We start from the raw sequence: 21,529 nt of genomic DNA on the forward strand, positions 1-21,529 counted from the left end.
AAGCAATTTCGTACACAGCCTAACCTACGCCGAGAAGTCACAAAGCGCGCCGAGAGTAGCAGCTTTGCCGAGGGTCGACTAGAGCCAAACATGGCCCCTACAGTCATAAACATGACTCAAGAATACCAATCAGTCATTTTAGAGCAAAAATTCTATTCTTCTAATTTTCCGCTCTAGAGCGGGGTTTTCAGGAGCAAAAAAGCTTCGCGGGCAAGCCGCGCTCCTACAGTTCAATGTCGTACGTTCCATTGATGGATGACCCTGAACTGTAGGAGCGTGGCTTGCCCGCGAATGGGCCCGCAAGACCGCCGCTGTTTCCCGCTAGGCGATATCGCGCAACTCCCGCCGCAGAATCTTGCCCACCGGCGTCATCGGCAACGAATCACGCAGCACGATGTGCTTGGGTACCTTGTAGCCGGTGAAGTTCTCCTTGCAGTAGGCCTTGAGCTCCTCGACGCTGACCCCGGCCTCCCGCGCCACCACGAACAGCTTCACCGCCTCGCCGGAACGCTCGTCCGGTACGCCGATCACCGCGCAGTTGGCGACTTTCGGGTGAGCCATCACCACGTCCTCGATTTCATTGGGGTACACGTTGAAACCGGAGACGATGATCATGTCCTTCTTGCGGTCGACGATGCGGACAAACCCATCCGGGTCGATCACCGCAATATCGCCGGTCTTGAACCAGCCCTCGTCATCGAGCACCTCGGCCGTCGCCTGTGGCTGCTGCCAGTAACCCTTCATCACCTGCGGGCCCTTGATGCACAGCTCGCCAGGCTGCCCCAGCGGTTGCTCGACACCGTTGTCATCGATGACCTTCAGCGCCGTGCCCGGCAGCGGCAGGCCGACCGTGCCCAGGCGGCCAAGCTCGCCATAGGGGTTGGTGCAGGCCACCGGTGAGGTTTCGGTGAGCCCGTAGCCCTCGGTGATGCGGCAGCCCGTGGCCTTCTGCCAACGCTCGGCCGTGGCCTTGACCAGTGCGGTGCCGCCGGAATTGGTGAGCTTGAGTGCGGAGAAATCCAGGTTCTTGAACTCCGGATGCTCCATCAGCGCGACGAACAGCGTGTTGAGCCCCAGCAATGCGGAAAATCGCCACTTCTTCAGCTCCTTGACGAAGCCGCCGATGTCCCGCGGATTGCCGATCAGCACGTTGTGGTTGCCGGTGACCATCATGCACATGCAGTTCGCGGTGAAGGCATAGATGTGGTACAGCGGCAGCGGCGCAATGATCACCTCCTGGCCTTCCTTGAGCAGCGGATGGCCGTCGGTGCCCGTCTGGGACATGCAGGCCCGCGCCTGCTGCATGTTCGCCACCAGGTTGCCGTGGGTGAGCATCGCGCCCTTGGCCAGGCCCGTGGTGCCGCCGGTGTACTGCAACACCGCGATATCGTCGAGGCCGACCTGCAGCGGCCGAATGCTCTGGCCGCGGCCCATGTGCAAGGCGCTCTTGAACGAGATGGCCTGGGGCAACTGGTAGGGCGGCACCAGCTTCTTGACCTTGTCGACCACCAGGTTGGTCAGCCAGCCCTTGGCCGGCGACATCAGGTCGCCCATCTTCGCCTCGATGAGGAACTCGATGCCGGTATCGGGCAGCACTTCCTGGACCCGCGCACCGAACAGGTTCAGGTAGACCAGTGCACGGGCACCGGAGTCCTTGAACTGGTGGCGCATCTCGCGCACGGTGTACAGCGGATTGGTATTGACCACGATCAGCCCGGCGCGCATGGCGCCGAACACGGCGATCGGGTAATGCAGGACGTTGGGCAACTGGACCGCGATGCGGTCGCCCGGACGCAAGTCGGTGTTGGCTTGCAGGTAACCGGCAAAGGCCGCGCTGTAGCGCTCCAGCTCGGCGTAGGTGAGGGTCACGCCCATGCTGCTGAAGGCCGGGCGATCGGCGAATTTCTTGCAGGAACGCTCGAAAACCTCGACCACCGACCTGAAGGCCCCCACGTCGATGTCCAGGGGTACGCCGGCCGGGCGTTTGTCATTCCAGAAATCAGGTTGCATTGTTCTTGTCCTCTTGCCTGAGCCTATCCGGAGTCGCTTCGCCAAAGCGAAAAAGCGCTGCTTAGCGGACGGTAGCAGCAATGGGGAATCAGGCAAATATGCCGGACACACTCATTAACATCATGAATCTTGCCGCCAATGTGCAGCTTGGTCTGCTTCCTGACCGAGGATGCGCTATACAATGGGGCGACTGTGTATTCATCACCTGCCCCGTTTCGTCCCGTGCAAAGGAACCGCCATGATCCATGACACTTTCTGGCTGAGCGTGAGTGACCACAGCCGCCTCTACGTCAATCGTTGGCTGCCCCAGGGCGAGCCCGTGGCGCTGGTGATGCTGTCCCATGGCATGGCCGAGCACAGCGGGCGTTATGCACGCCTGGCCCAAGCGCTGTGCGAGGCCGGGTATGGCCTGTATGCCCCCGACCAGCGCGGGCATGGCAAAACCGCCGAACAGGGCGTGCTCGGACACTACGCCGACCGGGATGGCTGGAGTACCGTGGTCAGTGACCTGGCCAGCCTCAACCAGCGCATCGGCGAAGAGTATCCGGGCAAGCCGATCATCCTGCTCGGCCACAGCATGGGCAGCTATATTGCCCAGGCCTACCTGCTGCACCACAGCGCCAGCCTGCAGGGGGCGATCCTCAGCGGCTCGAACTTCCAGCCCGTGGCGCTCTATCGCGCCGCCCGCGCCATCGCCCGTTTCGAACGCTGGCGCCAGGGACCGACCGGCCGCAGCGCATTGATCGACTGGCTGTCGTTCGGCTCCTTCAACAAGGCCTTCAAGCCCAATCGCACGGCCTTCGACTGGCTCAGCCGCGACCCGGAGGAGGTCGACAAGTACGTCGCCGACCCGCTCTGTGGCTTCCGTTGCACCAACCAGATGTGGATCGACATGCTGGGTGGCCTGCAGCAGATCAGCAAGGCCAGCAACCTGGCGCAGATCGATCCCGGCCTGCCCTTGCTGGTGATCGGCGGCGAACATGACCCGGTGAGCGAAGGCAGGCGCCTGAAGGATCTTGCCGATGCATTGCGCAATGCAGGTAGCCAGAACCTGCAATTGAGCGTCTACCCACAGGCGCGGCATGAACTGTTCAATGAAACCAACCGCGACGAAGTGACCGCCGACGTGCTGCAGTGGCTGGAACAGACCCTGGCGCATCGTCGGCCGGGGCATGCCGAATAATTTCCAACGTTTAAAATCAATGGTTTGATTTTAAGAATCTCTTCACAGGACAGGTATCAGATGACCCAGGTGACCAACACGCCTTACGAGGCACTCGAAGTCGGCCAGACCGCCAGCTACAGCAAGACCGTGGAAGAACGTGATATCCAGCTGTTCGCCGCGATGTCCGGCGACCACAATCCGGTGCATCTGGACGCCGAGTTCGCCGCCGCCAGCATGTTCAAGGAGCGCATCGCCCACGGCATGTTCAGCGGCGCGCTGATCAGCGCGGCGGTCGCCTGCGAACTGCCCGGGCCGGGCACCATCTACCTGGGCCAGCAGATGAGCTTCCAGAAGCCGGTGAAAATCGGCGACACCCTGACCGTACGCCTGGAAATCCTCGAGAAGCTGCCGAAGTTCCGCGTGCGTATCGCCACCCGTGTGTTCAACCAGCGCGATGAGCTGGTGGTGGACGGGGAGGCGGAGATCCTGGCGCCGCGTAAACAGCAGACCGTAACCCTGACCAGCCCGCCACCGATCACCATCGGCGGCGTCTGACCGGCCCCTTCGCGGGCAGCCCGCGAATACCAGGGTCGGCCCACAGCGCTTCAACGTTACCGGGAACCCATGAAAAAACGCCGGCTGAGCCGGCGTTTTTCATTCAGGCAGACACTCAGCTCGCACGAGCGATGTTGCGCAGCGCCTTGACCTGGTCATGGTTGCGCAACACACCCTGGTACTGGCGATCGACCAGATCACGCAGCCCCAGCATGTTGTGCTTGACCAGCTTCTCCAGCGCCTCGCGATAGGCCTTCTTGGCATGGTCCTCACCGCGCTCGGCCTCGTTGAGCACCGCTTCCTCACCCTTGCCGGTGAACAGCGCCTTCACATCGACCCAGCGCCGGTGCAGGTCACCGGAAAGGCTGGTGGTGGTTTCCGGGTCGCCGCCCAGCTTGCGCACTTCAGCCTGCAACTCTGCCGCCGCGGCGGCACATTCGCTGGAGCGTTTGACGAACAGCGCCTTCAGTTCAGGGTGCTTGATATCCTCGGCACAGGTCTTGAAGCCTTCCTGGCCATCCTTGCTGACCTCGATCAGGTGGTTGAGGATCGAAATGGCTTCTTTGTTCACGTCGGTCATGACTCAATTCCTTCTGGTGGTGGAAGTTGAGTCGTATATTGCAGAGCGCGTGCCAGCCTTGAATCTGGATTTTTACCTTTTATTTTCAATAACTTACGAATATCCGAAAAATCTGTATCACTGCTATTTGCATGATCTGTCAATTGGCCTGCATGCAGAATGCCGGTATTTTTCCCGTTGCTTGAACACCTGAGGCAAGCCCGCATGAACCCTGAAAAACTCGAACTGCTGGTCACGCGCGAGATGCCCTTCGGCAAGTACAAGGGACGCATCCTCGCCGACCTGCCCGGCCCCTATCTGAACTGGTTCGCCCGTGAAGGCTTTCCCCACGGCGAACTCGGGGGCCTGCTGGCGCTGATGCACGAGATCGACCACAACGGCCTCGGCGACCTGCTCGACCCGCTGCGCGCCAAACACGGCAAGCCCAAGCCCCGTCACTGAAACCCGCCCCCGAAGGAAAGTGCACGCATGCCAAGGAATCAAGACAACGCCCGCGACGAACACTTCTGGCAGGCAGTGGCCCGGCGCTACGACGTCGAGCCGGGCCCGATCAACCTGGAGAACGGCTACTTCGGCCGCATGACCCGCCGGGTGGTCGAGGAGTACCAGCGCAATATCGACTTCATCAACCGCAGCAACTCGGTGCATGTCCGCCAGCATTTCGACAGGACCGGGGGCGCGGCGATTCGCGCCGAGCTGGCCGAGCTCATGGGCGTCAGCGAACAGGCGATCACCTTCAGCCAGAACGCCACCGATTCCCTGCAGGTGCTGATCCGCAACTACAACCGCCTGCAGCCAGGCGACCAGGTGCTGTACAGCGACCTGGAATACGAGACGGTCAAGGGCGCGCTGAACTGGCTGGAGCGCCATCGTGGCGTGCAGGTGGTCCGTATCGGGCACACGCATCCGGCCAGCTACGACAGCCTGCTCGCGAGCTATCGCGAGGCGTTCGCCCGCTACCCGCGCCTGAAGCTGATGGCGCTGACCCATGTCACCCACCGCACCGGGCTGGTGATGCCGGTCAAGGCCATCGTCGACGCGGCCACCGAGCATGGGGTCGATGTGATTCTCGACGGCGCCCATGCCCTGGGGCAGCTCGACTTCGACCTGCAGGAACTGGGTGTGGCGTTCGCCGGCTTCAACCTGCAGAAATGGATCGGCGCGCCACTGAGCCTGGGGGTGCTCTACATCGCCCCCGAGCGCCTGGGCGACATCGACCCGGACATGGGCGAAACGCACTTCCCCATCACCGACGTACGCTCGCGCACGCCCCACAGCACAGCGAACATTCCGGCACTGATGACCCTGCCGACGGTGCTCGCCGAGCATTGGGAAATCGGCGGCGCCGCGGCCAAGGGTGCGCGCCTGGCCTACCTGCGCGACCTGTGGGTGAGCGAGGCACGCCAGCTGCCCGGCATCGAGGTGCTGACCCCGGACGATCCGCGGCTGTATGGCGCGATCACCTCGCTGCGCTTCACCCGCCAGGCGAACCAGCAGGTGATGGTCGAGCGGTTGCTCAAGGAATACAACCTGTTCACCGTGATGCGCAGCGGGTCGGCTTGCGGGCCCTGTATCCGGATTACTCCGGGCTTTACCACTTCGCCGCAGGAGATGGGTCAGTTGATCAGGGCGCTGGCCGAACTGAGTGGCTGACCTGGGGTCGGTGTGAAGCCCGTTCGCGGATGAGTCCAGCGCCCACCGGCGTACACCCGACACCGGGTTGGCCACTGGGAGCCGGACTCATCCGCGAACAGCCCCGCCACTTTCCCAAGGCAAAAAAAAACGGTGCGCCGACCAAGCGCACCGTAAAGCCGTAGAACACACAACGAATTCGGTAAGGGGTGAATCAGTCCAGCAGCGACAGGGCCTGGGCCGTGCATTCCTGGATGCGGCCCCAGTCACCGTTCTTGATCCACTCCGGATCGAGCATCCAGCTGCCGCCGACGCACATGACGTTTTTCAGCGCCATGTAGCTCTTGATGTTGCCCGGACCGACACCGCCGGTCGGGCAGAATTTCACTTCGCCAAACGGCCCGCCCAGGGCCTTGATCGCTGCCACGCCACCGCTGACTTCCGCCGGGAACAGCTTGAAGCGGCGATAGCCCAGGGCGTAGCCCTCCATGATCCCCGAGGCGCTGCTGATGCCCGGCAACAGCGGGATCGGGCTGTCGACGCCAGCCTCCAGCAGATCACGGGTAATGCCCGGCGTGACGATGAACTGCGAACCCGCCGCCTCGGCTGCCGCCAGCATCTGGCGATCGAGCACGGTACCGGCACCGGTCACCAGTTCCGGACGCTGCTCACGCAGGATCTCGATGGCCTTGAGGCCGAACTGCGAGCGCAGGGTCACTTCCAGGGCGGTCAGGCCACCAGCGGCCAGGGCATCGGCCAGTGGCAGCACGTCCGCCACGCGGTTGATGGTGATGACCGGCAGGATCCGCGCACGGGTGCACAACTGATCGATCAGGGCGACCTTGTCTGCCATGGAGACGGTCGGGGCATTTTTTGTCATAGCGGCTGATCCTTGGCTCATGGGCACCAGTAAATCTCTAGGGGGGGTTGCAGAAACGCACGAACCGGCATGGCGGCGAGGTCATCGCCGGCCAGGGCGGCATTCAGGGTGGTCAGTTTCGACTGACCGGAAATCGCCAATACGGTAAAGGTCGCCGAAGCCAGCAAGGCCCGGCTCATGCTCAGCCGCTGATGCGGCACGGTCGGTGCCAGCATCGGCCAGACCCGCCGGCTGCCGTCCACCTGCAAGGCGGCCTGCAGGTTCGGGCTGTCCGGGAACAGCGACGCGGTGTGGCCGTCATCGCCCATGCCGAGCACCAGCACGTCGATGTCCGGCAGTTCGGCGAGGAACTGGTCGGCCTGCTGCGCCGCTTCGTCGAGGTTGGCCGCGGCGTTGTACAGGCCGATGAAGCGCGCCTTGGCCGCCGCACCCTGCAGCAGATAACGCTTGAGCAACCCGGCATTGCTGTCGGCGTGCTCGACCGGTACCCAGCGCTCGTCCGCCAGGCTGATCACCACCTTGCTCCAGTCCAGATCCTGTTTGACCAGGTGCTGGAAAAACGCCACCGGGCTGCGCCCGCCGGAAACCACCAGGGTTGCCACGCCACGGGCGGCAATCGCCGTACGCAATTGTTGCGCCACGGCCAGGGCCTGGCCTTCGGCCAACAGCACCGGCGTGCGGAACTCGTGCCCGACCACGCCCTTGGGCAGTTTCAGTTCAGATATCGCCATACCACGACCTCCCATCCCGCGTGATCAGTGCAATGGAGCTCATCGGTCCCCAGGACCCGGCGGCGTAGGGCTTGGGCGCATCGCCGGATTTTTTCCAGCCGGCGATCAACTGGTCGCACCACTTCCACGCGGCCTCGATTTCATCCTTGCGGACAAACAGGTTCTGGTTGCCGTGCATCACTTCCAGCAGCAGACGTTCGTAGGCATCCGGAATCCGCGCACTGTGATAGGTGTCGGAGAAATTCAGTTGCAGCGGCCCGCTGCGCAGTTGCATGCCCTTGTCCAGGCCCTGGTCCTTGGTCATCACCCGCAGGGAAATGCCTTCGTCCGGCTGCAGGCGGATGATCAGCTTGTTGCTGATCTGCAGGCGCTGCTCGGGCGCGAAGATGTAGTGCGACGGTTCCTTGAAGTGGATGACGATCTGCGACAGCTTCTGCGGCATGCGCTTGCCGGTCCGCAGGTAGAACGGCACGCCGGCCCAGCGCCAGTTGCGGATGTCGGCGCGCAGGGCGACGAAGGTTTCGGTGTCGCTCTGGGTGTTGGAATTCTCTTCTTCCAGGTAGCCCGGCACGGAGCGGCCTTCGCTGTGCCCGGCGATGTACTGGCCACGCACCACCTGGGTGGTCAGCCCTTCCGGGCTGATCGGCGCCAGGGCCTTGAGCACCTTGACCTTCTCGTCGCGGATACTGTCGGCGGACAGGTCGGCCGGCGGGTCCATGGCGATCAGGCACAGCAACTGCAGCAGGTGGTTCTGGATCATGTCGCGCAGTTGCCCGGCCTTGTCGAAGTAGCCCCAGCGGCCTTCGATCCCGACCTTCTCGGCCACGGTGATTTCCACGTGGGAAATGTAGTTCTGGTTCCACTGGGTCTCGAACAGGCTGTTGGCGAAACGCAGGGCGATCAGGTTCTGCACCGTCTCCTTGCCCAGGTAGTGGTCGATGCGATAGGTGCGGTTCTCCGGGAAGAACTGCGCCACCGCGTCGTTGACCTTGCGCGACGACTCCAGGTCCGAGCCGATCGGCTTCTCCAGCACCACCCGGGTGTTGTCGGCCAGGCCGACCTTCGCCAGGTTCTCGCAGATCGCGCCATACACCGCGGCCGGCGTGGCGAAATAGGCGATCAGCTGTTCGTTGCGCCCGACGGTATCGGCCAGGGCCACATAGTCGTCGGGCTTGAGGAAGTCCACATGCAGGTAGCTCAGGCGGCCGAGGAAACGCTCGACAACCGCCTCATCGATCTCCTTCGCCTCGACGAACTCGCGCAGCTCGCTGGCGATGGTCGCCAGGTGCTCGTCGACGCTGCCCGGCTCACGGGCCAGGGCGAGAATGCGCGTGTCCTCATGCAGCAGGCCGGCGCCATCCAGGTGGTACAAGGCAGGAAACAGCTTGCGCAGCGCGAGGTCGCCCAGGGCGCCGAACAAGGCAAAGGTGCACGGTTCAACCGTTATCGAAGGCATGATGTTTGTTCTTTTATCAAGTTAAACGATAAATACCTTTTTTCGAGGCATCACTCAAGGAAAAAATGTAGTAATAACCACAACATTTCTTCAAAATCACGATTGCGAGTGGTGGTCCACAAGCGCCATCAGTAGGATAGGCCACCGCCGAGAACTGCCAAAACGCGTTCTCCCATGCATTGCAGAACCAAGGAACACCAACATGGACCGCGTGCGAAATCTGCTGGAACAGATCCAGAATCGCCTCGAAGACCTGAACAAGGCCGAGCGCAAGGTCGCCGAAGTCATCCTGCTCAACCCGCAGCAGGCGACCCGCTACAGCATCGCCGCCCTTGCCCAGGCGGCATCGGTCAGCGAACCGACGGTCAACCGTTTCTGTCGTTCGTTCGACGTCAGCGGCTACCCGGAACTCAAGCTGCAACTGGCGCAGAGCCTGGCCAGCGGCGCGGCCTATGTCAGCCGGGCGGTGGAAGCCGACGACAATTCCGAGGCCTACACGCAGAAGATCTTCGCCAGCGCCATCGCCTCCCTCGACAGCGTCAGCAAGGTGCTCGACCCCGAGCAGGTCAACCGGGCCGTCGACCTGTTGACCCAGGCCCGGCAGATCCACTTCTTCGGCCTCGGCGCTTCGGCACCGGTGGCCATGGACGCCCTGCACAAGTTCTTCCGTTTCAACATTGCGGTCACGGCCCACGCCGACGTACTGATGCAACGCATGATCGCTTCGGTGGCCCATACCGGCGAACTGTTCGTGATCATCTCCTACACAGGCCGCACCCGGGAACTGGTGGAAGTGGCACGCATCGCCCGGGCCAACGGCGCCTCGGTCCTGGGGCTGACCGCTGCCGGCTCGCCCCTGGCCAAGGCCAGCACCCTGAGCCTGAACATCCCGTTGCCGGAGGACACCGACATCTACATGCCGATGACTTCGCGGATCGTCCAGTTGACCGTGCTCGACGTGCTGGCCACCGGCATGACCCTGCGCCGCGGCGTGGACTTCCAGCCACACCTGCGCAAGATCAAGGAAAGCCTCAACGCCAGCCGTTACCCGGTGGGCGACGAGTACGACTGAGGATGTGAACCGACAGCCTGCGCGCGTGCCTGCAGGCTCAGGTGCGCCTGCTCCCCCGGGGCCAGGCACAGGCTGTCGGTGCCGCCACCGGCGGCTTCGACACAGACGAAGCCCATCACCTCGTTCCAGCTCACCCCGAGCAACGGCCGCGGCCCCGGGTGCCAGACCACGGTATCGCCGCTCTCCCCGGTATCGATGCACAACTCACGCTGCCAGGCATGGTCCTTGAGGTGCAATTCGCCCTCGTGCTGGAACACCCGCTGACAGCCACCCTCGACCCGCAACTCGCCGCGCTGCCGGCAGACCTGGCGACTCAGATGGTCGTATCCCTCGGCGCCATCGAGCCCAGACAGCGCTACCTCACCCACGTCGCCAATACGCCAATAGGCGTGCAAGGCATGACTCAACTGGCAAGGTTCGCTGTCCTGGTGCTCGGTGCTCAGGCGCAGCTCCATGCTTTCGCCAAGGCGCGCCTGCAGATCCACCTGCCAGTCGCACAGTTGCAGGCGCCAGTGCAGGCTGACCCCCTGTTCGTCGGAACTGCTCTCCAGCAACTTCCAGTCGATCAGCCGCGCCCAGCCATGGGACGGCCAGGCATTTTCGCTCGGATGGCGGCCATACCACGGCCAGCACACCGGCACCCCGCCGCGAATCGCCCCGACCTGCGGCCACTTCGCCGCACACCACAACCAGGGCTTCTGCCCGCGCGGCTGGAAGTGCAGCAACTGCGCCCCCTGGCGACTGAACACCGCCTGGCACAGCGGATGGTCGATCACCAGCACTTCACGCTGTTGGAAGCGCTCCCACTGGAACACCGGCTGTTCGCGCCGGGATTTGAAGAAACGTTGTAGCGGTTGCTCGTGCATGTGCCGCGAATCCTGGAATCTCTATCGTCGTGAAGCCAACGCGTCCTGATGCGCAAAAAAAAGCGGACGGTCGGGTGACCATCCGCAAGATGCGCACATAGAGAGAGAGCTTATCAGCCGAAGCCTCAGAAAACCGACTGAATTTTCAGGCCGGCCACCAGGGCGTTGTCGACTTGATCCACACCACCCGGATGGGTGATGTACTGCAGGTTGGGCCGTACGGTCAGCCAGTTGGTGACATGGATGCCGTAGTTGAGCTCGTAGTTGTACTCGGTTTCGCGCAGTGGCGAGTACAGCGGGTTGTCATAGTCGCTGACACCGATGGCGGCGTTGGCCAGCTCGGCGTTTTTCTTCACGTCGTCGTTGACATGGATACGGGCGACGCCGAAGCCGATGTCATCCTTGGGACGTGCATCGAACGGCCCCTTGTACACCAGCATCAGCGACTGATAGTTGTCGACGACGTTGGTGTCCTTGTCGTGGAAGGTCGCGTTGGCGGCGATGTTCAGGCCACGGGAGGCGTCGCCGTTGTGGCTGGTCAGCTGCTGCTGCGCAACGAACCAGTAGCCGTGCTTGCTATCGTGAACGCGATAGGCGTTGCCGGTGGTTGCGGCATCGGCACCATTGACGTCCTCGCGCACGTCATTGGCCGGCGCGGTGCTCTTGTAGTAGCCGACCCGGTATTCGCCCGGCAGGCTGTTCAGCTTCGGCGACCAGACCAGTTCGACCGGCAGCACGGTACCCTTGGTGCCGCTGCCGCTGAGCTTGAAGCCGTTGCCATGCTCCAGCTGCGATGGGTTCTGGTTGTAGGCGCCGACCTGCGCATACAGCTCAGGGGTGATGTGGTACTTGACCCGCAGCGCCGCCTGGCTGACCGGCCAGTTGTACCAGATGCCGGTTGCCCAGTTGCCCACCTGGGAGCCACAGAACGCCAGGTTCTGGAAGTCGCAGGGGAAGGTGTTGAAGTCTTCGCCTTCGCCGAAGTAACCGGCCTTGACGTCGAGCTTGCCGTCGAGGAACTGGTGCTGGATCCACAGTTGGGTCAGGCGGACCATGTGGCCACGGCCGTAGACTTCCTGGGAGGAACTGAGGGTGCCGGCACGCGGGTCACCGACCCGGTCATTGGAAATGTTGTAGCCGTTGCGGTTGGTCAGTTGGATCTTTGCCTGGGTGTTGTCCCAGCCCCACAGTTTCTGCAGGTCCAGCGCCACGCCGAGGCCGAACTGGTCGGCGTAACGTGCGGTCTTGTCGTCGTTGTAGCCGCCATGCAGGTTGCCACCGACTTCACCGACGTAGTCGGCCTTGATATCGATGCCCTGCTCGATGAGCCGGGTACGTTCGCCCCCCCAGTCGCCGGTCATCCACTTGGAGTCGGCGCTGAACGCCTCGTCCGCCACCGCATGGCCAGCCATGACCAAGGCCGCCGCCGCTGACAACTGGCAGATCAAGCGGGTGTTGGTGTTCCTCTTTTTCATCCCTACATCCTCGTCTTTATTGTTATTAACAGTCTTTATTGAACGTGGTTTACATCGAACGCGACGAGCGGCAAGCCGCCCGCCCTGAATTCAGCGGCCCTTGAATTGCGCCACATTGTCGCCACTGGCCTGGGGCCGGGACTGCACCACCTGGCCCAGGCGCTCGCCGGTCGCGGCGTCGAACAGCAACACCTTGGCCGGGTCGAACTGCAGGGTCAGGGTCTCGCCCACCTGCGGCGCCACATCCGGCGCCAGGCGGCAGCAGACCTTGCTGTCGTTGAGGGTGACGAACACCAGGGTGTCCGGGCCGGTCGGCTCGGTGACCTGTACCTCGGCGCGGATGCTCGGCAGATCGGCATCGCCATTGGCCAGCAGGATCTGCTCGGGGCGCAGGCCCAGTACCACTTCACGATCCTCAAGGCCGGCCTGGCTGGTGTTCAGCGGCAGTTCGCAGCGCGCCTGGCCACTGTCGAGCAGCGCCACCAGGCGACCGTCCTTGCGCTGCAGGCGCAGCGGAATGAAGTTCATCGGCGGCGAACCGATGAAGCTGGCGACGAACTGGTTGGCCGGGTCGTTGTAGATCTCTTTCGGCGTACCGAACTGCTGGATGATGCCGTCCTTCATCACCGCCACCTTGTCGCCCAGGGTCATCGCCTCGATCTGGTCGTGGGTGACGTAGACCGTGGTGGTCTTCAGGCGCTGGTGCATCAGTTTCATTTCGGTGCGCATCTCGACCCGCAGCTTGGCATCGAGGTTCGACAGCGGTTCGTCGAACAGGTAGATCTTCGGCCGCCGCGCCAGCGCCCGGCCCATCGCCACGCGCTGCTGCTGTCCACCGGAGAGCTGGCCCGGCTTGCGGTTGAGCAGGTGTTCGATCTGCAGCAGCTTGGCGACCCGGGCGACTTCCTCGTCGATGGCCGACTGGCTCATCTTGCGGATCTTCAGGCCGAATTCGATGTTTTCGCGCACGCTCATGGTCGGGTACAGCGCATAGGACTGGAACACCATGGCGATGTCGCGATCCTTGGGGCTCATGCCACTGACGTCCTGGTCGCCGATCATGATCGCGCCGCCGGTGATGTTCTCCAGGCCGGCGATGCAGTTCATCAGGGTCGACTTGCCGCAACCCGAAGGGCCGACGAGGATCAGGAACTCACCGTCCTTGATCGACAGTTCGATGTTCTTCAGGGTGTCCGGCAGGCCGGCGCCATAGGTCTTGTTTACGTTGCGAAGTTCGAGCGTTGCCATGATTACCCCTTGACTGCGCCGGCCGTCAGCCCGCGCACGAAATACTTGCCTGCGACCACATAGACCAGCAGCGTCGGCAGCCCGGCGATCATCGCCGCCGCCATGTCCACGTTGTATTCCTTGACCCCGGTGCTGGTGTTGACCAGGTTGTTCAGCGCCACGGTGATCGGTTGCGAATCACCGCTGGAGAACACCACGCCGAACAGGAAGTCGTTCCAGATCTGGGTGAACTGCCAGATCAGGCAGACCATGATGATCGGGGTCGACATCGGCAGGATGATCCGCCGGAAGATGGTGAAGAACCCCGCGCCATCCAGGCGTGCCGCCTTGACCAGCGCATCGGGGATGCTCACGTAGTAGTTGCGGAAGAACAGCGTGGTGAAGGCCAGGCCATAGACCACGTGCACGAACACCAGGCCGGTGGTGGTGCTGGCCAGGCCCATCTTGCCGAGGGTGAAAGAGGCCGGCAGCAGCACGGTCTGGAACGGCAGGAAGCAGCCGAACAGCAGCAGCCCGAAGAACAGCTGCGAACCGCGAAAGCGCCACATCGACAGCACGTAGCCGTTCAGCGCACCGATGGCGGTGGAGATCAGCACCGCCGGAACGGTGATCTTGATCGAGTTCCAGAAGTAGCCGTTGACCGTGGCCCAGGCCTTGATCCAGCCGATGTCGGTAAACACCGTCGGCCAGCTCAGCAGGTTGCCGGTGCTGATGTCGTCCGGCGACTTGAAGCTGGTCAGCAGCATCACCACCAGCGGCACCAGGTACAGCAGCACGGCGATGATCAGGACCGCGTGGATGGCGATGCGGCTCAGGCTGATGGAAGGTTTGTCGGTGAGACTAGTCATGACGCTTGGTCCTAAGCTCGGAGTACAGGTAAGGCACGATGATCGCGAGAATCGCACCGAGCATCAGAATCGCACTGGCCGAACCCATGCCCATCTGGCCGCGACTGAAGGTGAAGGAGTACATGAACATCGCCGGCAGGTCGGACGAGTAGCCGGGACCGCCCGCGGTCATCGCCGCCACCAGGTCGAAGCTCTTGATCGCGATATGCGCCAGGATCATCACCGCACTGAAGAACACCGGGCGCAGGCTGGGCAGCACCACCTTCCAGTAGATCTTCGGCATGCTCGCGCCATCGATCTGGGCGGCACGGATGATCGACTGGTCGACGCCACGCAGGCCGGCGAGGAACATCGCCATGATGAAGCCCGAGGCCTGCCAGACCGCGGCGATCACCAGGCAGTAGACGACGCGATCGGGGTCGATCAGCCAGTCCAGGCGGAAGCCTTCCCAGCCCCAGTCACGCAGCAGCTTGTCCAGGCCCATGCCCGGGTTGAGCAGCCATTTCCAGGCGGTACCGGTGACGATCATCGACAACGCCATCGGGTACAGGTAGATGGTACGGATGAAGCCTTCGCGACGGATCCGCTGGTCGAGGAACACCGCCAGCATCACGCCGATCGCCAGGGTGATGGCGATGAACAGGCCGCCGAACAGCGCCAGGTTCTTGCTCGCCACCCACCAGCGGTCGTTGTCGAACAACCGCGCGTATTGCGCCAGGCCGACCCACTTGTAGGTCGGCAGGAAAGTCGAGTTGGTGAACGACAGCACGAACGTCCACAGGATGTAGCCGTAGAAGCCCACCAGCACGATGAACATGCTCGGCGCCAGCACCAGTTTGGGTAGCCAGCGCTGCAGGAAATCGAACGGCGAGGCCTTGCTGAACACAGCAACAGAGCTCATGGGAAAATCCACTACAGGAAAAAAGGAACTGCTTCAGCGCCCCCTGTAGGAGCGTGGCTTGCCCGCGAAAGCGGTGTATCAGTCAACGGATGAACAGGCTGACAGACCGCTTTCGCGGGCAAGCCGCGCTCCTACGGGGAGGGCTTGCCTACGGGTTACTTGGCGGACTTGACCGCCGCGCCGAGCTTCTTCGCCGCGTCGGCCGGGTCGGCTTTCGGGTCGTTGATGTAGTTGGTCACCACATCAAAGAACGCGCCCTGAACAGCCAGCGTGGTCGCCATGTTGTGCGCCATGCTCGGCTGCAGGCCGCCGGTCTTGGCATCGGCCAGGAAGTCCTTGGCAGCGGTCTGCGCGCAGGAGTCGAAGCCATACTTGGCCATGTCGCCCAGCATGTCGTTGCGCACCGGGATCGAACCCTTGTTGATGCTGAAGACCTTCTGGAAGTTTTCGCCCAGCACCACCTTGGCGATGTCCTGCTGGCCGGCCGCGGTGCCCTTGTCCTTCTGCTTGAACACCGCCAGGGAGTCGATGTTGTAGGTGAAGGCCTTGTCGGTACCCGGGAAGGCTACGCACTCGTAGTCCTTGCCGGCGACTTTCTTGGCCGCGGTCCATTCGCTCTTGGCCCAGTCACCCATGATCTGCATGCCGGCCTTGCCGTTGATGACCTTGGCCGCTTCCAGGTTCCAGTCCTGGCCCTTGCCGTCGACGTCCATGTAGGTCGCGACTTTCTTCAGCTCGGTCAGGGCCTTGACCATTTCAGGACCGGTCAGGGCAGCGTTGTCCAGGTCGACCAGGGCTTTCTTGTAGCCATCGACCCCCATCACCGAGAGCACCACCGCTTCGAACACGGTGCTGTCCTGCCAAGGCTGGCCACCGTGGGCCAATGGGATGAAACCCGCCGCCTTGAGCTTGTCGCCGGCTGCGTAGAATTCCTGGAGCGTGGTCGGCGCCTTGGCGATGCCGGCCTTCTTGAAGACCTCGGGGTTGATCCACAGCCAGTTGACGCGGTGGATGTTCACCGGCACGGCGACGTAGTCACCGTCGTACTTCACGGTATCGGAGACTTTCTTGTCGAGCAGGCTGTCCCACTTCTCTTCCTTGGCCACGTCCTTGAGGACGTCGGTGTCGAGCAGCCCGGTGGAGGCCCACTCCTGAATGTCGGGCCCCTTGATCTGCGCGACGCCAGGCGGGTTGCCGGCTACGGCACGGCTTTTCAGCACGGTCATGGCCGTGGCACCGCCACCGCCGGCGACAGCCCCGTCCTTCCAGGTGAAGCCGTCTTTTTCGACCTGGGCCTTGAGCACATCGACAGCCGCTTTTTCCCCACCGGACGTCCACCAGTGAACCACTTCCACACTCCCTTTGGAGTCGGCAGCCAGTGCACTGAGGGGGAACAACGAGGCGAGGGAAATCATTGCGGCGAGGCGAGAAATCGAATTCATCTGAAGTACCTTTCTTGTTGTTATGCATGCAAGTCTGGTGCTTGCGCTGCATCGGATTCTAGTAAAGGCGAGTGCCCTCGCAGGTAACGAAGGGACGCGCAAATGTCACCGTCTGGTTACATGAGTCAGACCGCGGTTTTCGACGCAAAGTGCCGGGCCAGAGCGCTTGCCAGGCTTGGCGCCAACGGCAGGCAGGGTAACAGGAGTGCCTGGTAGGCGTGATAGAGGTCGGGCTTGCCACCCCAGATCCGCGCGCTGGGCCGGTTGTGATCGTCCAGTTCGTGATGCCAGCTGCCATACTGCCGGTCGATGAAATGCAGCTCGTTGAAGTCCCAGAAACGTCGGTACCAGGTTTCGTACTGCTGCTCTCCCGTACGCCGCAGCAGGGCCGCCGCGGTCGCGCTGGCCTCGCAGTGCACCCAGTGCAGGCGCTCGCTGACCACCGGGCGGTTGTCCCAGTCCAGGGTATAGACCACCCCCGGCCGGCCATCCGCCGCCCAGGCATGGCGACAGGCGGCGGCGAACAGTCCACGGGCGTCCTCCAGCAGCCAGTCTGGGGTTGCCAGCCCGGCTGCGCGGCGGGCCGCTTCAAGATGCAGCAGCAGCCGCGACCACTCGAAGGCGTGTCCCGGGGTGGTGCCGTAGGGGCGGAAACCGTCCGCCTGATTGTCCCGGTTGTACTCGCGCAACGGCTGCCAATGCCGGTCGAAGTGTTCGATGACCGCAAAACCGTTGTCCGCCGCCTGCCGGTGGATCAGTCGCTCGACGATCCGCAGGGCGCGGTCCAGCCAGCGACTGTCGCCCGTCACGTCGGCCAGGGCGAGGAAGGCCTCGGTGCCGTGCATGTTGCTGTTGGCGCCGCGATAGGCTTCCTCGTTGCTCCAGTCGCGGGCGAAGGACTCGCGCAGTGCGCCCTCCTCCTCACTCCAGAAATGCGTGTCGATCACCCGGATCGCCTCGGCCAGCAGGGCCGGGGCCTGCGGGCTGCCGGCGACCACCGCCGAACTGGCGGCGAGCGCGACGAAGGCATGCAGGTAGGCGGCCTTGCCACTGTTGCCATCGCGATGTTCCGGTACCGCGTACCAGCCACCGAAGGTCGCATCGCGCAGCGGCCCCCAGAGCGCGGCGACACCGTGCTCAACCAGCGGCAGGGAGCCGGGAATGCCCTGGACATGGGCCATGGCAAAACAGTGGGTCATGCGGGCGGTATTCATGGTCTCGGCCATGGCGTGGGCCGGCAGGCGCCCCTGGCCGTCGAGATTGCCGAATCCTTCATCGAGCCTGGCGGCCCTGGCGAACGCCAGCAGGCGCCGTCCTTCGTCCATCAACCAGGCACTGTGGGCAGGTGCGTTCAGCCAGCTGCCGAACGAAAATTCAAGGCTGTCGCCTGTCATGCGCTTCACCGTTCTTGTTATTCAGGAGCTTGTTCAGGGGCAGGTCGCGCGCCTGTCGTGCCGAGGATTCTAACCAGCGGCCTGGTGACGACAGGTAACGAAGGCTGACGAGAATGTCACCAACCGGTGACAATTCGCGGGCTCTGCAACGCGATGCCTGTAAGGTTCTTTCATGACGCAAAGTAGGAAAAATGCCGATTAGGCCGCTTCCCTTTTCTCTGTAGGAGCTATCCCTAAAGCCTTTTCCCACATTGAAGCTCGACTTTGCCTGAGCGAATCTCGCCATCCGTCATCCCTGACATGCCCCATGAAAAGCCGACACCCGTTAAGGAGGCACTCCCCATGGTCAACGACAATCCACGCCTGGCACGCCAGTGCTGCATCTTTCCATTGCGCCAGAGCAACCGGCAGTACGCCTGGAAGGAGGAAGTGCGGCGGGGCGGCAAGCTGCTGAGCGAAATATTCACGTTCGAGGAGTACGGTGGCGAAGAGCCGGCGCGGCTGGCCGCCGAGTCGTGCCGCAACGCACTGGTGCTGAAGATGCCGGCCGCGCTGACCTACGAGAGCCGCCAGCGCCTGCTGCCGAACAACACCAGCGGTCATCCGGGGGTGATGCGGATCGAGACCAACAACATCGGCTACTGGCGGGCCAGCACGCGGATCCATGGCTACAACCTGAACCGCAGCTTCAGCGTCGAACGCTATGGCGAGGAACAGGCCAAGCGCCTGGCGCTGAACGAGCGGCAACGGCAACTGGCGCTTTGCGAAGAGCCCTACGAACAGGCCATGAAGATCCTGCAGCAGCATTTCAGCCAGACCAACGCCCGCGTGCGCGAACACCGGATCCAGGCGGCCATCGGCCAGGCCCGGGGGCGCCGCACCTCAGCCGACAGCCAATTGTCGGGCGACCCGGCACAACTGGTCATCACCCCGGAGCAGGCCTCGCTGTCGATCAGTCGGCATTTCGCGGCAGGAACAAAGTAACCCGCAGGCCGCCTTCGCGCAGGTTCTGCAGGCTCACTTCGCCGCCATGGCTGTGGGCGATGTTGCGGGCGATACCCAGGCCCAGGCCATAACCCGGCTGCTGGCCGGACAGGCGGAAATGCGGCTCGAACACCTGTTCCAGGCGCTGCTCGGGAACCCCGGGACCTTCGTCGTCGACATGCAGGATGAACGCACTGTCATCGTCCTCGATGTGCAGGTGCGCCCGCTCGCCATACTTGAGGGCATTGTCGATCAGGTTGCCCATGCAGCGGCGCAAGGCCAGCGGCTTGCCCGGGTAGGTGGCAAGCGCACGGCCTTCGAGGCTGACCAGACCATTGCCGGTAGGCGAGAGGTAGCATTCGACCAGGGTATCGAGCGCCTGGTTGAGGTCCACCGCCTCGATATTCTCGTGGATGTCGGTGTCCTTCACGCATTGCAGCGCCCCCTTGACCAGCATCTCCAGCTCATCGAGATCGCGCCCGAACTTCAACTGCATCTGCTCATCCTCGAGCAACTCGACCCGCAGCCGCAGACGGGTGATGGGCGTGCGCAGGTCGTGGGAAATCGCGCTGAACAGCTGGCTGCGTTCGGTCAGGTAGCGGCTGATGCGCTCACGCATGGTATTGAGCGCACGCCCGACCTCCATCACCTCGCTGCCACCGCCGGCAAGCACCGGCCGCACCTCTTCGGCTCCCAGCGACATGTCCCGCGCGGCACGGGCCAGGCGCTTGAGCGGCCGGCTCTGCCAGTGCACCAGCAGGCCGATGAACAGCAGCAGGAACCCGCTGGTGAGCAGGATGAACCAGACCTGCTGGGCCGGCAGCCCCTCCTCCTCCAGGCTGGTGTAGGGTTCGGGCAACAGCGAGGCGATATAAAGCCATTCGCCGGGCGACATCTGGATCTGCGTCACCAGCACCGGCGGGTTCACCGGCTCCAGGGTCAGGGCGTAGTGGGCCCACGAACGAGGCAGTTCATCGAGTTTCAGGCCGCCGTTGAAGATCCGCAGATTGTCGGGGCTGACGAAATTCACCGTGATATCCACGTCGTTGCCCAGGGACTGGCGCAGCACCTCATGGACCGCCTCGAGCACCGCGGTCTTGCGCGGGGTCGGGCCGAGCAGTTGCATGTCCAGCGGCTTGTCGTTGAGGGTCACGACGAAGCGCGTCCCCCCCATGCTGCGCAACTGGTCGAGCACCAGCGGCCGATAGGCCAGGGGCAACGAGCGCAGGTAGCTGACGCTGGCAGTCATCGAGTGGGCCAGGCTGCGGGCACTGGTGACCAGCCCTTCGAGTTGGGTGGCACGCAGTTGCGAAAGCCAGATGACGCTGGACAGCGCCTGGGCCAGCAACACCGCGAGCAATGTCAGCAGCAGCATCCTTCCGAGCAGCGAACGCGGCACCGGCAGGCGCTGGCGCAGTTCAGAGAACATTGGCGGCCGTGACGTGGGCGGCCAGTTGGTAACCGCTGCCGCGCACGGTGCGGATCAGTCGCGGTGGTTTCCCGGTGTCGCGCAGGCGCTGGCGCAAGCGGCTGACGGCCATGTCGACGATACGGTCGAGGGGCATCAGGTCACGCCCGCGGGTGGCGTTGCCGATGGTGTCACGGTCGAGGATTTCCTGGGGATGGTCGAGAAACAGCTTGAGCAGGGCGAAATCGGCGCCGGAGAGAATGACCTCTTCACCATCGATGTGAAACAGCCGGTGGCTGACCGTGTCCAGCCGCCACTCGTCGAAAGCCAGCACCTCGCTGCCGGCGCGCTCCTGGCCGAACTGGGCACGGCGCAGCAGGGCCTTGATTCGCGCCTGCAGTTCACGGGGGCTGAAGGGCTTGCCCAGGTAATCGTCGGCGCCCAGTTCCAGCCCGATCACCCGGTCGGCCTCGTCGGAACTGGCGGTCAGCATGATGATCGGCACATGGGCCTGACGCGGGTGCTGCCGGATCCAGCGGCAGAGACTGAAACCGTCCTCGTCGGGCAGCATCACGTCGAGAATGACCAGGTCGCCGGGAGCTTCGTTGAACGCCTGGCGAAAACCGGCGCCATCACCGACCGTACGCACCTGGAAACCGGCACGACTGAGGTAGGTGTCCAGCAGTTCACGGATTTCCTGATCGTCGTCGACCAGGAGAATGGACTTACTGACTGCGCTCACGGTGGATGTCCCTGTTGTTGTGGTTAGGACCGAAACGCGGATTATGCCTCAATCGATTAAGCCGTGAAGATGTGTTGTCCTTGAGGACCCATTCGCGGGCAAGCCCAGCTCCTACAGGATTGCGGTGAGTTTGAAATCAC

At 63.1% G+C, this 21,529-nt stretch carries 20 protein-coding genes; 6 read left to right on the forward strand and 14 right to left on the reverse strand.

Going from position 1 to position 21,529, the window contains the following annotated elements; genetic code table 11:
* Nucleotides 1–321 precede the first annotated feature (321 nt).
* Nucleotides 322–2,010 (reverse strand): long-chain-fatty-acid--CoA ligase FadD2, encoded by a 1,689-nt coding sequence (gene fadD2 / locus PF66_RS00245; RefSeq protein ID WP_054057554.1) that lies wholly within the window; start codon nt 2,008–2,010, stop codon nt 322–324.
* A gap of 238 nt (nt 2,011–2,248) precedes the next feature.
* On the opposite strand from fadD2, the gene PF66_RS00250 reads away from it, so the two are divergent.
* Together PF66_RS00250 and PF66_RS00255 are read left to right on the forward strand one after the other, a co-directional pair.
* On the forward strand, nt 2,249–3,193 hold the full coding sequence (locus PF66_RS00250) for an alpha/beta hydrolase (RefSeq protein WP_054061616.1): 945 nt from the start codon (nt 2,249–2,251) through the stop codon (nt 3,191–3,193).
* A 60-nt stretch (nt 3,194–3,253) separates the two neighbouring features.
* Complete coding sequence (locus PF66_RS00255; RefSeq protein ID WP_017905299.1) at nt 3,254–3,730, forward strand: MaoC family dehydratase; 477 nt, start codon at nt 3,254–3,256, stop codon at nt 3,728–3,730.
* Between the two features lie 115 nt (nt 3,731–3,845).
* Here PF66_RS00255 and PF66_RS00260 read toward each other — a convergent pair whose 3' ends face one another.
* Nucleotides 3,846–4,310 (reverse strand): PA2169 family four-helix-bundle protein, encoded by a 465-nt coding sequence (locus PF66_RS00260; RefSeq protein WP_054057556.1) that lies wholly within the window; start codon nt 4,308–4,310, stop codon nt 3,846–3,848.
* Between the two features lie 204 nt (nt 4,311–4,514).
* Here PF66_RS00260 and PF66_RS00265 point away from each other — a divergent pair, with 204 nt between their 5' ends.
* Both PF66_RS00265 and PF66_RS00270 read left to right on the forward strand, forming a co-directional pair.
* The gene (locus PF66_RS00265; RefSeq protein WP_054057557.1) at nt 4,515–4,751 is read left to right on the forward strand and encodes a DUF3820 family protein; all 237 of its coding nucleotides are present in this window, start codon (nt 4,515–4,517) and stop codon (nt 4,749–4,751) included.
* A 27-nt stretch (nt 4,752–4,778) separates the two neighbouring features.
* Nucleotides 4,779–5,963, forward strand: a complete 1,185-nt coding sequence (locus PF66_RS00270; protein ID WP_054061617.1) for an aminotransferase class V-fold PLP-dependent enzyme — start codon at nt 4,779–4,781, stop codon at nt 5,961–5,963.
* A gap of 193 nt (nt 5,964–6,156) precedes the next feature.
* Here the strand turns inward: PF66_RS00270 and PF66_RS00275 are convergent, their stop codons facing one another.
* From PF66_RS00275 to zwf, 3 genes are read right to left on the reverse strand one after another with little or no spacing between them, the layout of a single operon-like run.
* A complete protein-coding gene (locus PF66_RS00275; RefSeq protein ID WP_054061618.1) occupies nt 6,157–6,822 on the reverse strand; it encodes a bifunctional 4-hydroxy-2-oxoglutarate aldolase/2-dehydro-3-deoxy-phosphogluconate aldolase in 666 nt (221 codons plus the stop codon).
* Nucleotides 6,823–6,839: 17 nt separating this feature from the next.
* Nucleotides 6,840–7,553: a 6-phosphogluconolactonase gene (gene pgl, locus PF66_RS00280; RefSeq protein ID WP_054061619.1), complete on the reverse strand. Its 714-nt coding sequence runs from the start codon at nt 7,551–7,553 to the stop codon at nt 6,840–6,842.
* A complete protein-coding gene (gene zwf / locus PF66_RS00285) occupies nt 7,540–9,009 on the reverse strand; it encodes a glucose-6-phosphate dehydrogenase (RefSeq protein WP_054057561.1) in 1,470 nt (489 codons plus the stop codon). Before zwf ends, pgl begins: the two co-directional genes overlap by 14 nt.
* Nucleotides 9,010–9,220: 211 nt before the next feature.
* Between zwf and PF66_RS00290 the strand changes: the two genes are divergently transcribed.
* Nucleotides 9,221–10,081: a MurR/RpiR family transcriptional regulator gene (locus PF66_RS00290; RefSeq protein ID WP_192842675.1), complete on the forward strand. Its 861-nt coding sequence runs from the start codon at nt 9,221–9,223 to the stop codon at nt 10,079–10,081.
* On the opposite strand, the gene PF66_RS00295 is transcribed toward PF66_RS00290, so the two are convergent.
* The 7 genes from PF66_RS00295 to PF66_RS00325 form a co-directional block, all read right to left on the reverse strand.
* Nucleotides 10,054–10,947: a D-hexose-6-phosphate mutarotase gene (locus PF66_RS00295; protein ID WP_054061620.1), complete on the reverse strand. Its 894-nt coding sequence runs from the start codon at nt 10,945–10,947 to the stop codon at nt 10,054–10,056. The two genes, PF66_RS00290 and PF66_RS00295, sit on opposite strands and share 28 nt — an antisense overlap.
* A gap of 125 nt (nt 10,948–11,072) precedes the next feature.
* On the reverse strand, nt 11,073–12,422 hold the full coding sequence (locus tag PF66_RS00300; RefSeq protein ID WP_054057564.1) for a carbohydrate porin: 1,350 nt from the start codon (nt 12,420–12,422) through the stop codon (nt 11,073–11,075).
* A 90-nt stretch (nt 12,423–12,512) separates the two neighbouring features.
* The gene (locus PF66_RS00305; RefSeq protein ID WP_054061621.1) at nt 12,513–13,670 is read right to left on the reverse strand and encodes an ABC transporter ATP-binding protein; all 1,158 of its coding nucleotides are present in this window, start codon (nt 13,668–13,670) and stop codon (nt 12,513–12,515) included.
* Between the two features lie 2 nt (nt 13,671–13,672).
* The gene (locus PF66_RS00310) at nt 13,673–14,518 is read right to left on the reverse strand and encodes a carbohydrate ABC transporter permease (protein WP_054057566.1); all 846 of its coding nucleotides are present in this window, start codon (nt 14,516–14,518) and stop codon (nt 13,673–13,675) included.
* The gene (locus tag PF66_RS00315) at nt 14,511–15,419 is read right to left on the reverse strand and encodes a carbohydrate ABC transporter permease (protein WP_026145004.1); all 909 of its coding nucleotides are present in this window, start codon (nt 15,417–15,419) and stop codon (nt 14,511–14,513) included. Before PF66_RS00315 ends, PF66_RS00310 begins: the two co-directional genes overlap by 8 nt.
* Before the next feature lie 155 nt (nt 15,420–15,574).
* Nucleotides 15,575–16,861, reverse strand: coding sequence for an ABC transporter substrate-binding protein (locus PF66_RS00320; RefSeq protein ID WP_054057567.1), 1,287 nt, complete (start codon nt 16,859–16,861; stop codon nt 15,575–15,577).
* A 125-nt stretch (nt 16,862–16,986) separates the two neighbouring features.
* Complete coding sequence (locus tag PF66_RS00325) at nt 16,987–18,255, reverse strand: AGE family epimerase/isomerase (RefSeq protein ID WP_054061622.1); 1,269 nt, start codon at nt 18,253–18,255, stop codon at nt 16,987–16,989.
* Nucleotides 18,256–18,597: 342 nt separating this feature from the next.
* On the opposite strand from PF66_RS00325, the gene PF66_RS00330 reads away from it, so the two are divergent.
* Nucleotides 18,598–19,239, forward strand: coding sequence for an AP2 domain-containing protein (locus PF66_RS00330; protein ID WP_054061623.1), 642 nt, complete (start codon nt 18,598–18,600; stop codon nt 19,237–19,239).
* On the opposite strand, the gene PF66_RS00335 is transcribed toward PF66_RS00330, so the two are convergent.
* Complete coding sequence (locus PF66_RS00335) at nt 19,208–20,668, reverse strand: sensor histidine kinase (RefSeq protein WP_054057569.1); 1,461 nt, start codon at nt 20,666–20,668, stop codon at nt 19,208–19,210. The two genes, PF66_RS00330 and PF66_RS00335, sit on opposite strands and share 32 nt — an antisense overlap.
* The gene (locus tag PF66_RS00340) at nt 20,658–21,389 is read right to left on the reverse strand and encodes a response regulator (protein WP_054057570.1); all 732 of its coding nucleotides are present in this window, start codon (nt 21,387–21,389) and stop codon (nt 20,658–20,660) included. The genes PF66_RS00335 and PF66_RS00340 overlap by 11 nt, the downstream gene beginning before the upstream one ends.
* Nucleotides 21,390–21,529 lie beyond the last annotated feature (140 nt).

Origin of the sequence: Pseudomonas asplenii, from assembly GCF_001293465.1 — a bacterium.
In the GTDB taxonomy this organism is placed as follows: Bacteria; Pseudomonadota; Gammaproteobacteria; order Pseudomonadales; family Pseudomonadaceae; genus Aquipseudomonas; species Aquipseudomonas fuscovaginae_B.

What these genes read in the sequence shown, in the direction of transcription:
- PF66_RS00255 (WP_017905299.1), top strand. Translation starts at nt 3,254, where the DNA reads ATGACCCAGGTGACCAACACGCCTTACGAGGCACTCGAAGTCGGCCAG.
- PF66_RS00320 (WP_054057567.1), bottom strand. Translation starts at nt 16,861, where the DNA reads ATGAATTCGATTTCTCGCCTCGCCGCAATGATTTCCCTCGCCTCGTTG.
- PF66_RS00325 (WP_054061622.1), bottom strand. Translation starts at nt 18,255, where the DNA reads ATGACAGGCGACAGCCTTGAATTTTCGTTCGGCAGCTGGCTGAACGCA.
- PF66_RS00305 (WP_054061621.1), bottom strand. Translation starts at nt 13,670, where the DNA reads ATGGCAACGCTCGAACTTCGCAACGTAAACAAGACCTATGGCGCCGGC.
- PF66_RS00250 (WP_054061616.1), top strand. Translation starts at nt 2,249, where the DNA reads ATGATCCATGACACTTTCTGGCTGAGCGTGAGTGACCACAGCCGCCTC.
- PF66_RS00265 (WP_054057557.1), top strand. Translation starts at nt 4,515, where the DNA reads ATGAACCCTGAAAAACTCGAACTGCTGGTCACGCGCGAGATGCCCTTC.
- pgl (WP_054061619.1), bottom strand. Translation starts at nt 7,553, where the DNA reads ATGGCGATATCTGAACTGAAACTGCCCAAGGGCGTGGTCGGGCACGAG.
- PF66_RS00275 (WP_054061618.1), bottom strand. Translation starts at nt 6,822, where the DNA reads ATGACAAAAAATGCCCCGACCGTCTCCATGGCAGACAAGGTCGCCCTG.
- zwf (WP_054057561.1), bottom strand. Translation starts at nt 9,009, where the DNA reads ATGCCTTCGATAACGGTTGAACCGTGCACCTTTGCCTTGTTCGGCGCC.
- PF66_RS00330 (WP_054061623.1), top strand. Translation starts at nt 18,598, where the DNA reads ATGGTCAACGACAATCCACGCCTGGCACGCCAGTGCTGCATCTTTCCA.
- PF66_RS00260 (WP_054057556.1), bottom strand. Translation starts at nt 4,310, where the DNA reads ATGACCGACGTGAACAAAGAAGCCATTTCGATCCTCAACCACCTGATC.
- PF66_RS00295 (WP_054061620.1), bottom strand. Translation starts at nt 10,947, where the DNA reads ATGCACGAGCAACCGCTACAACGTTTCTTCAAATCCCGGCGCGAACAG.
- PF66_RS00300 (WP_054057564.1), bottom strand. Translation starts at nt 12,422, where the DNA reads ATGAAAAAGAGGAACACCAACACCCGCTTGATCTGCCAGTTGTCAGCG.
- PF66_RS00335 (WP_054057569.1), bottom strand. Translation starts at nt 20,668, where the DNA reads ATGTTCTCTGAACTGCGCCAGCGCCTGCCGGTGCCGCGTTCGCTGCTC.
- PF66_RS00310 (WP_054057566.1), bottom strand. Translation starts at nt 14,518, where the DNA reads ATGACTAGTCTCACCGACAAACCTTCCATCAGCCTGAGCCGCATCGCC.
- fadD2 (WP_054057554.1), bottom strand. Translation starts at nt 2,010, where the DNA reads ATGCAACCTGATTTCTGGAATGACAAACGCCCGGCCGGCGTACCCCTG.
- PF66_RS00270 (WP_054061617.1), top strand. Translation starts at nt 4,779, where the DNA reads ATGCCAAGGAATCAAGACAACGCCCGCGACGAACACTTCTGGCAGGCA.
- PF66_RS00315 (WP_026145004.1), bottom strand. Translation starts at nt 15,419, where the DNA reads ATGAGCTCTGTTGCTGTGTTCAGCAAGGCCTCGCCGTTCGATTTCCTG.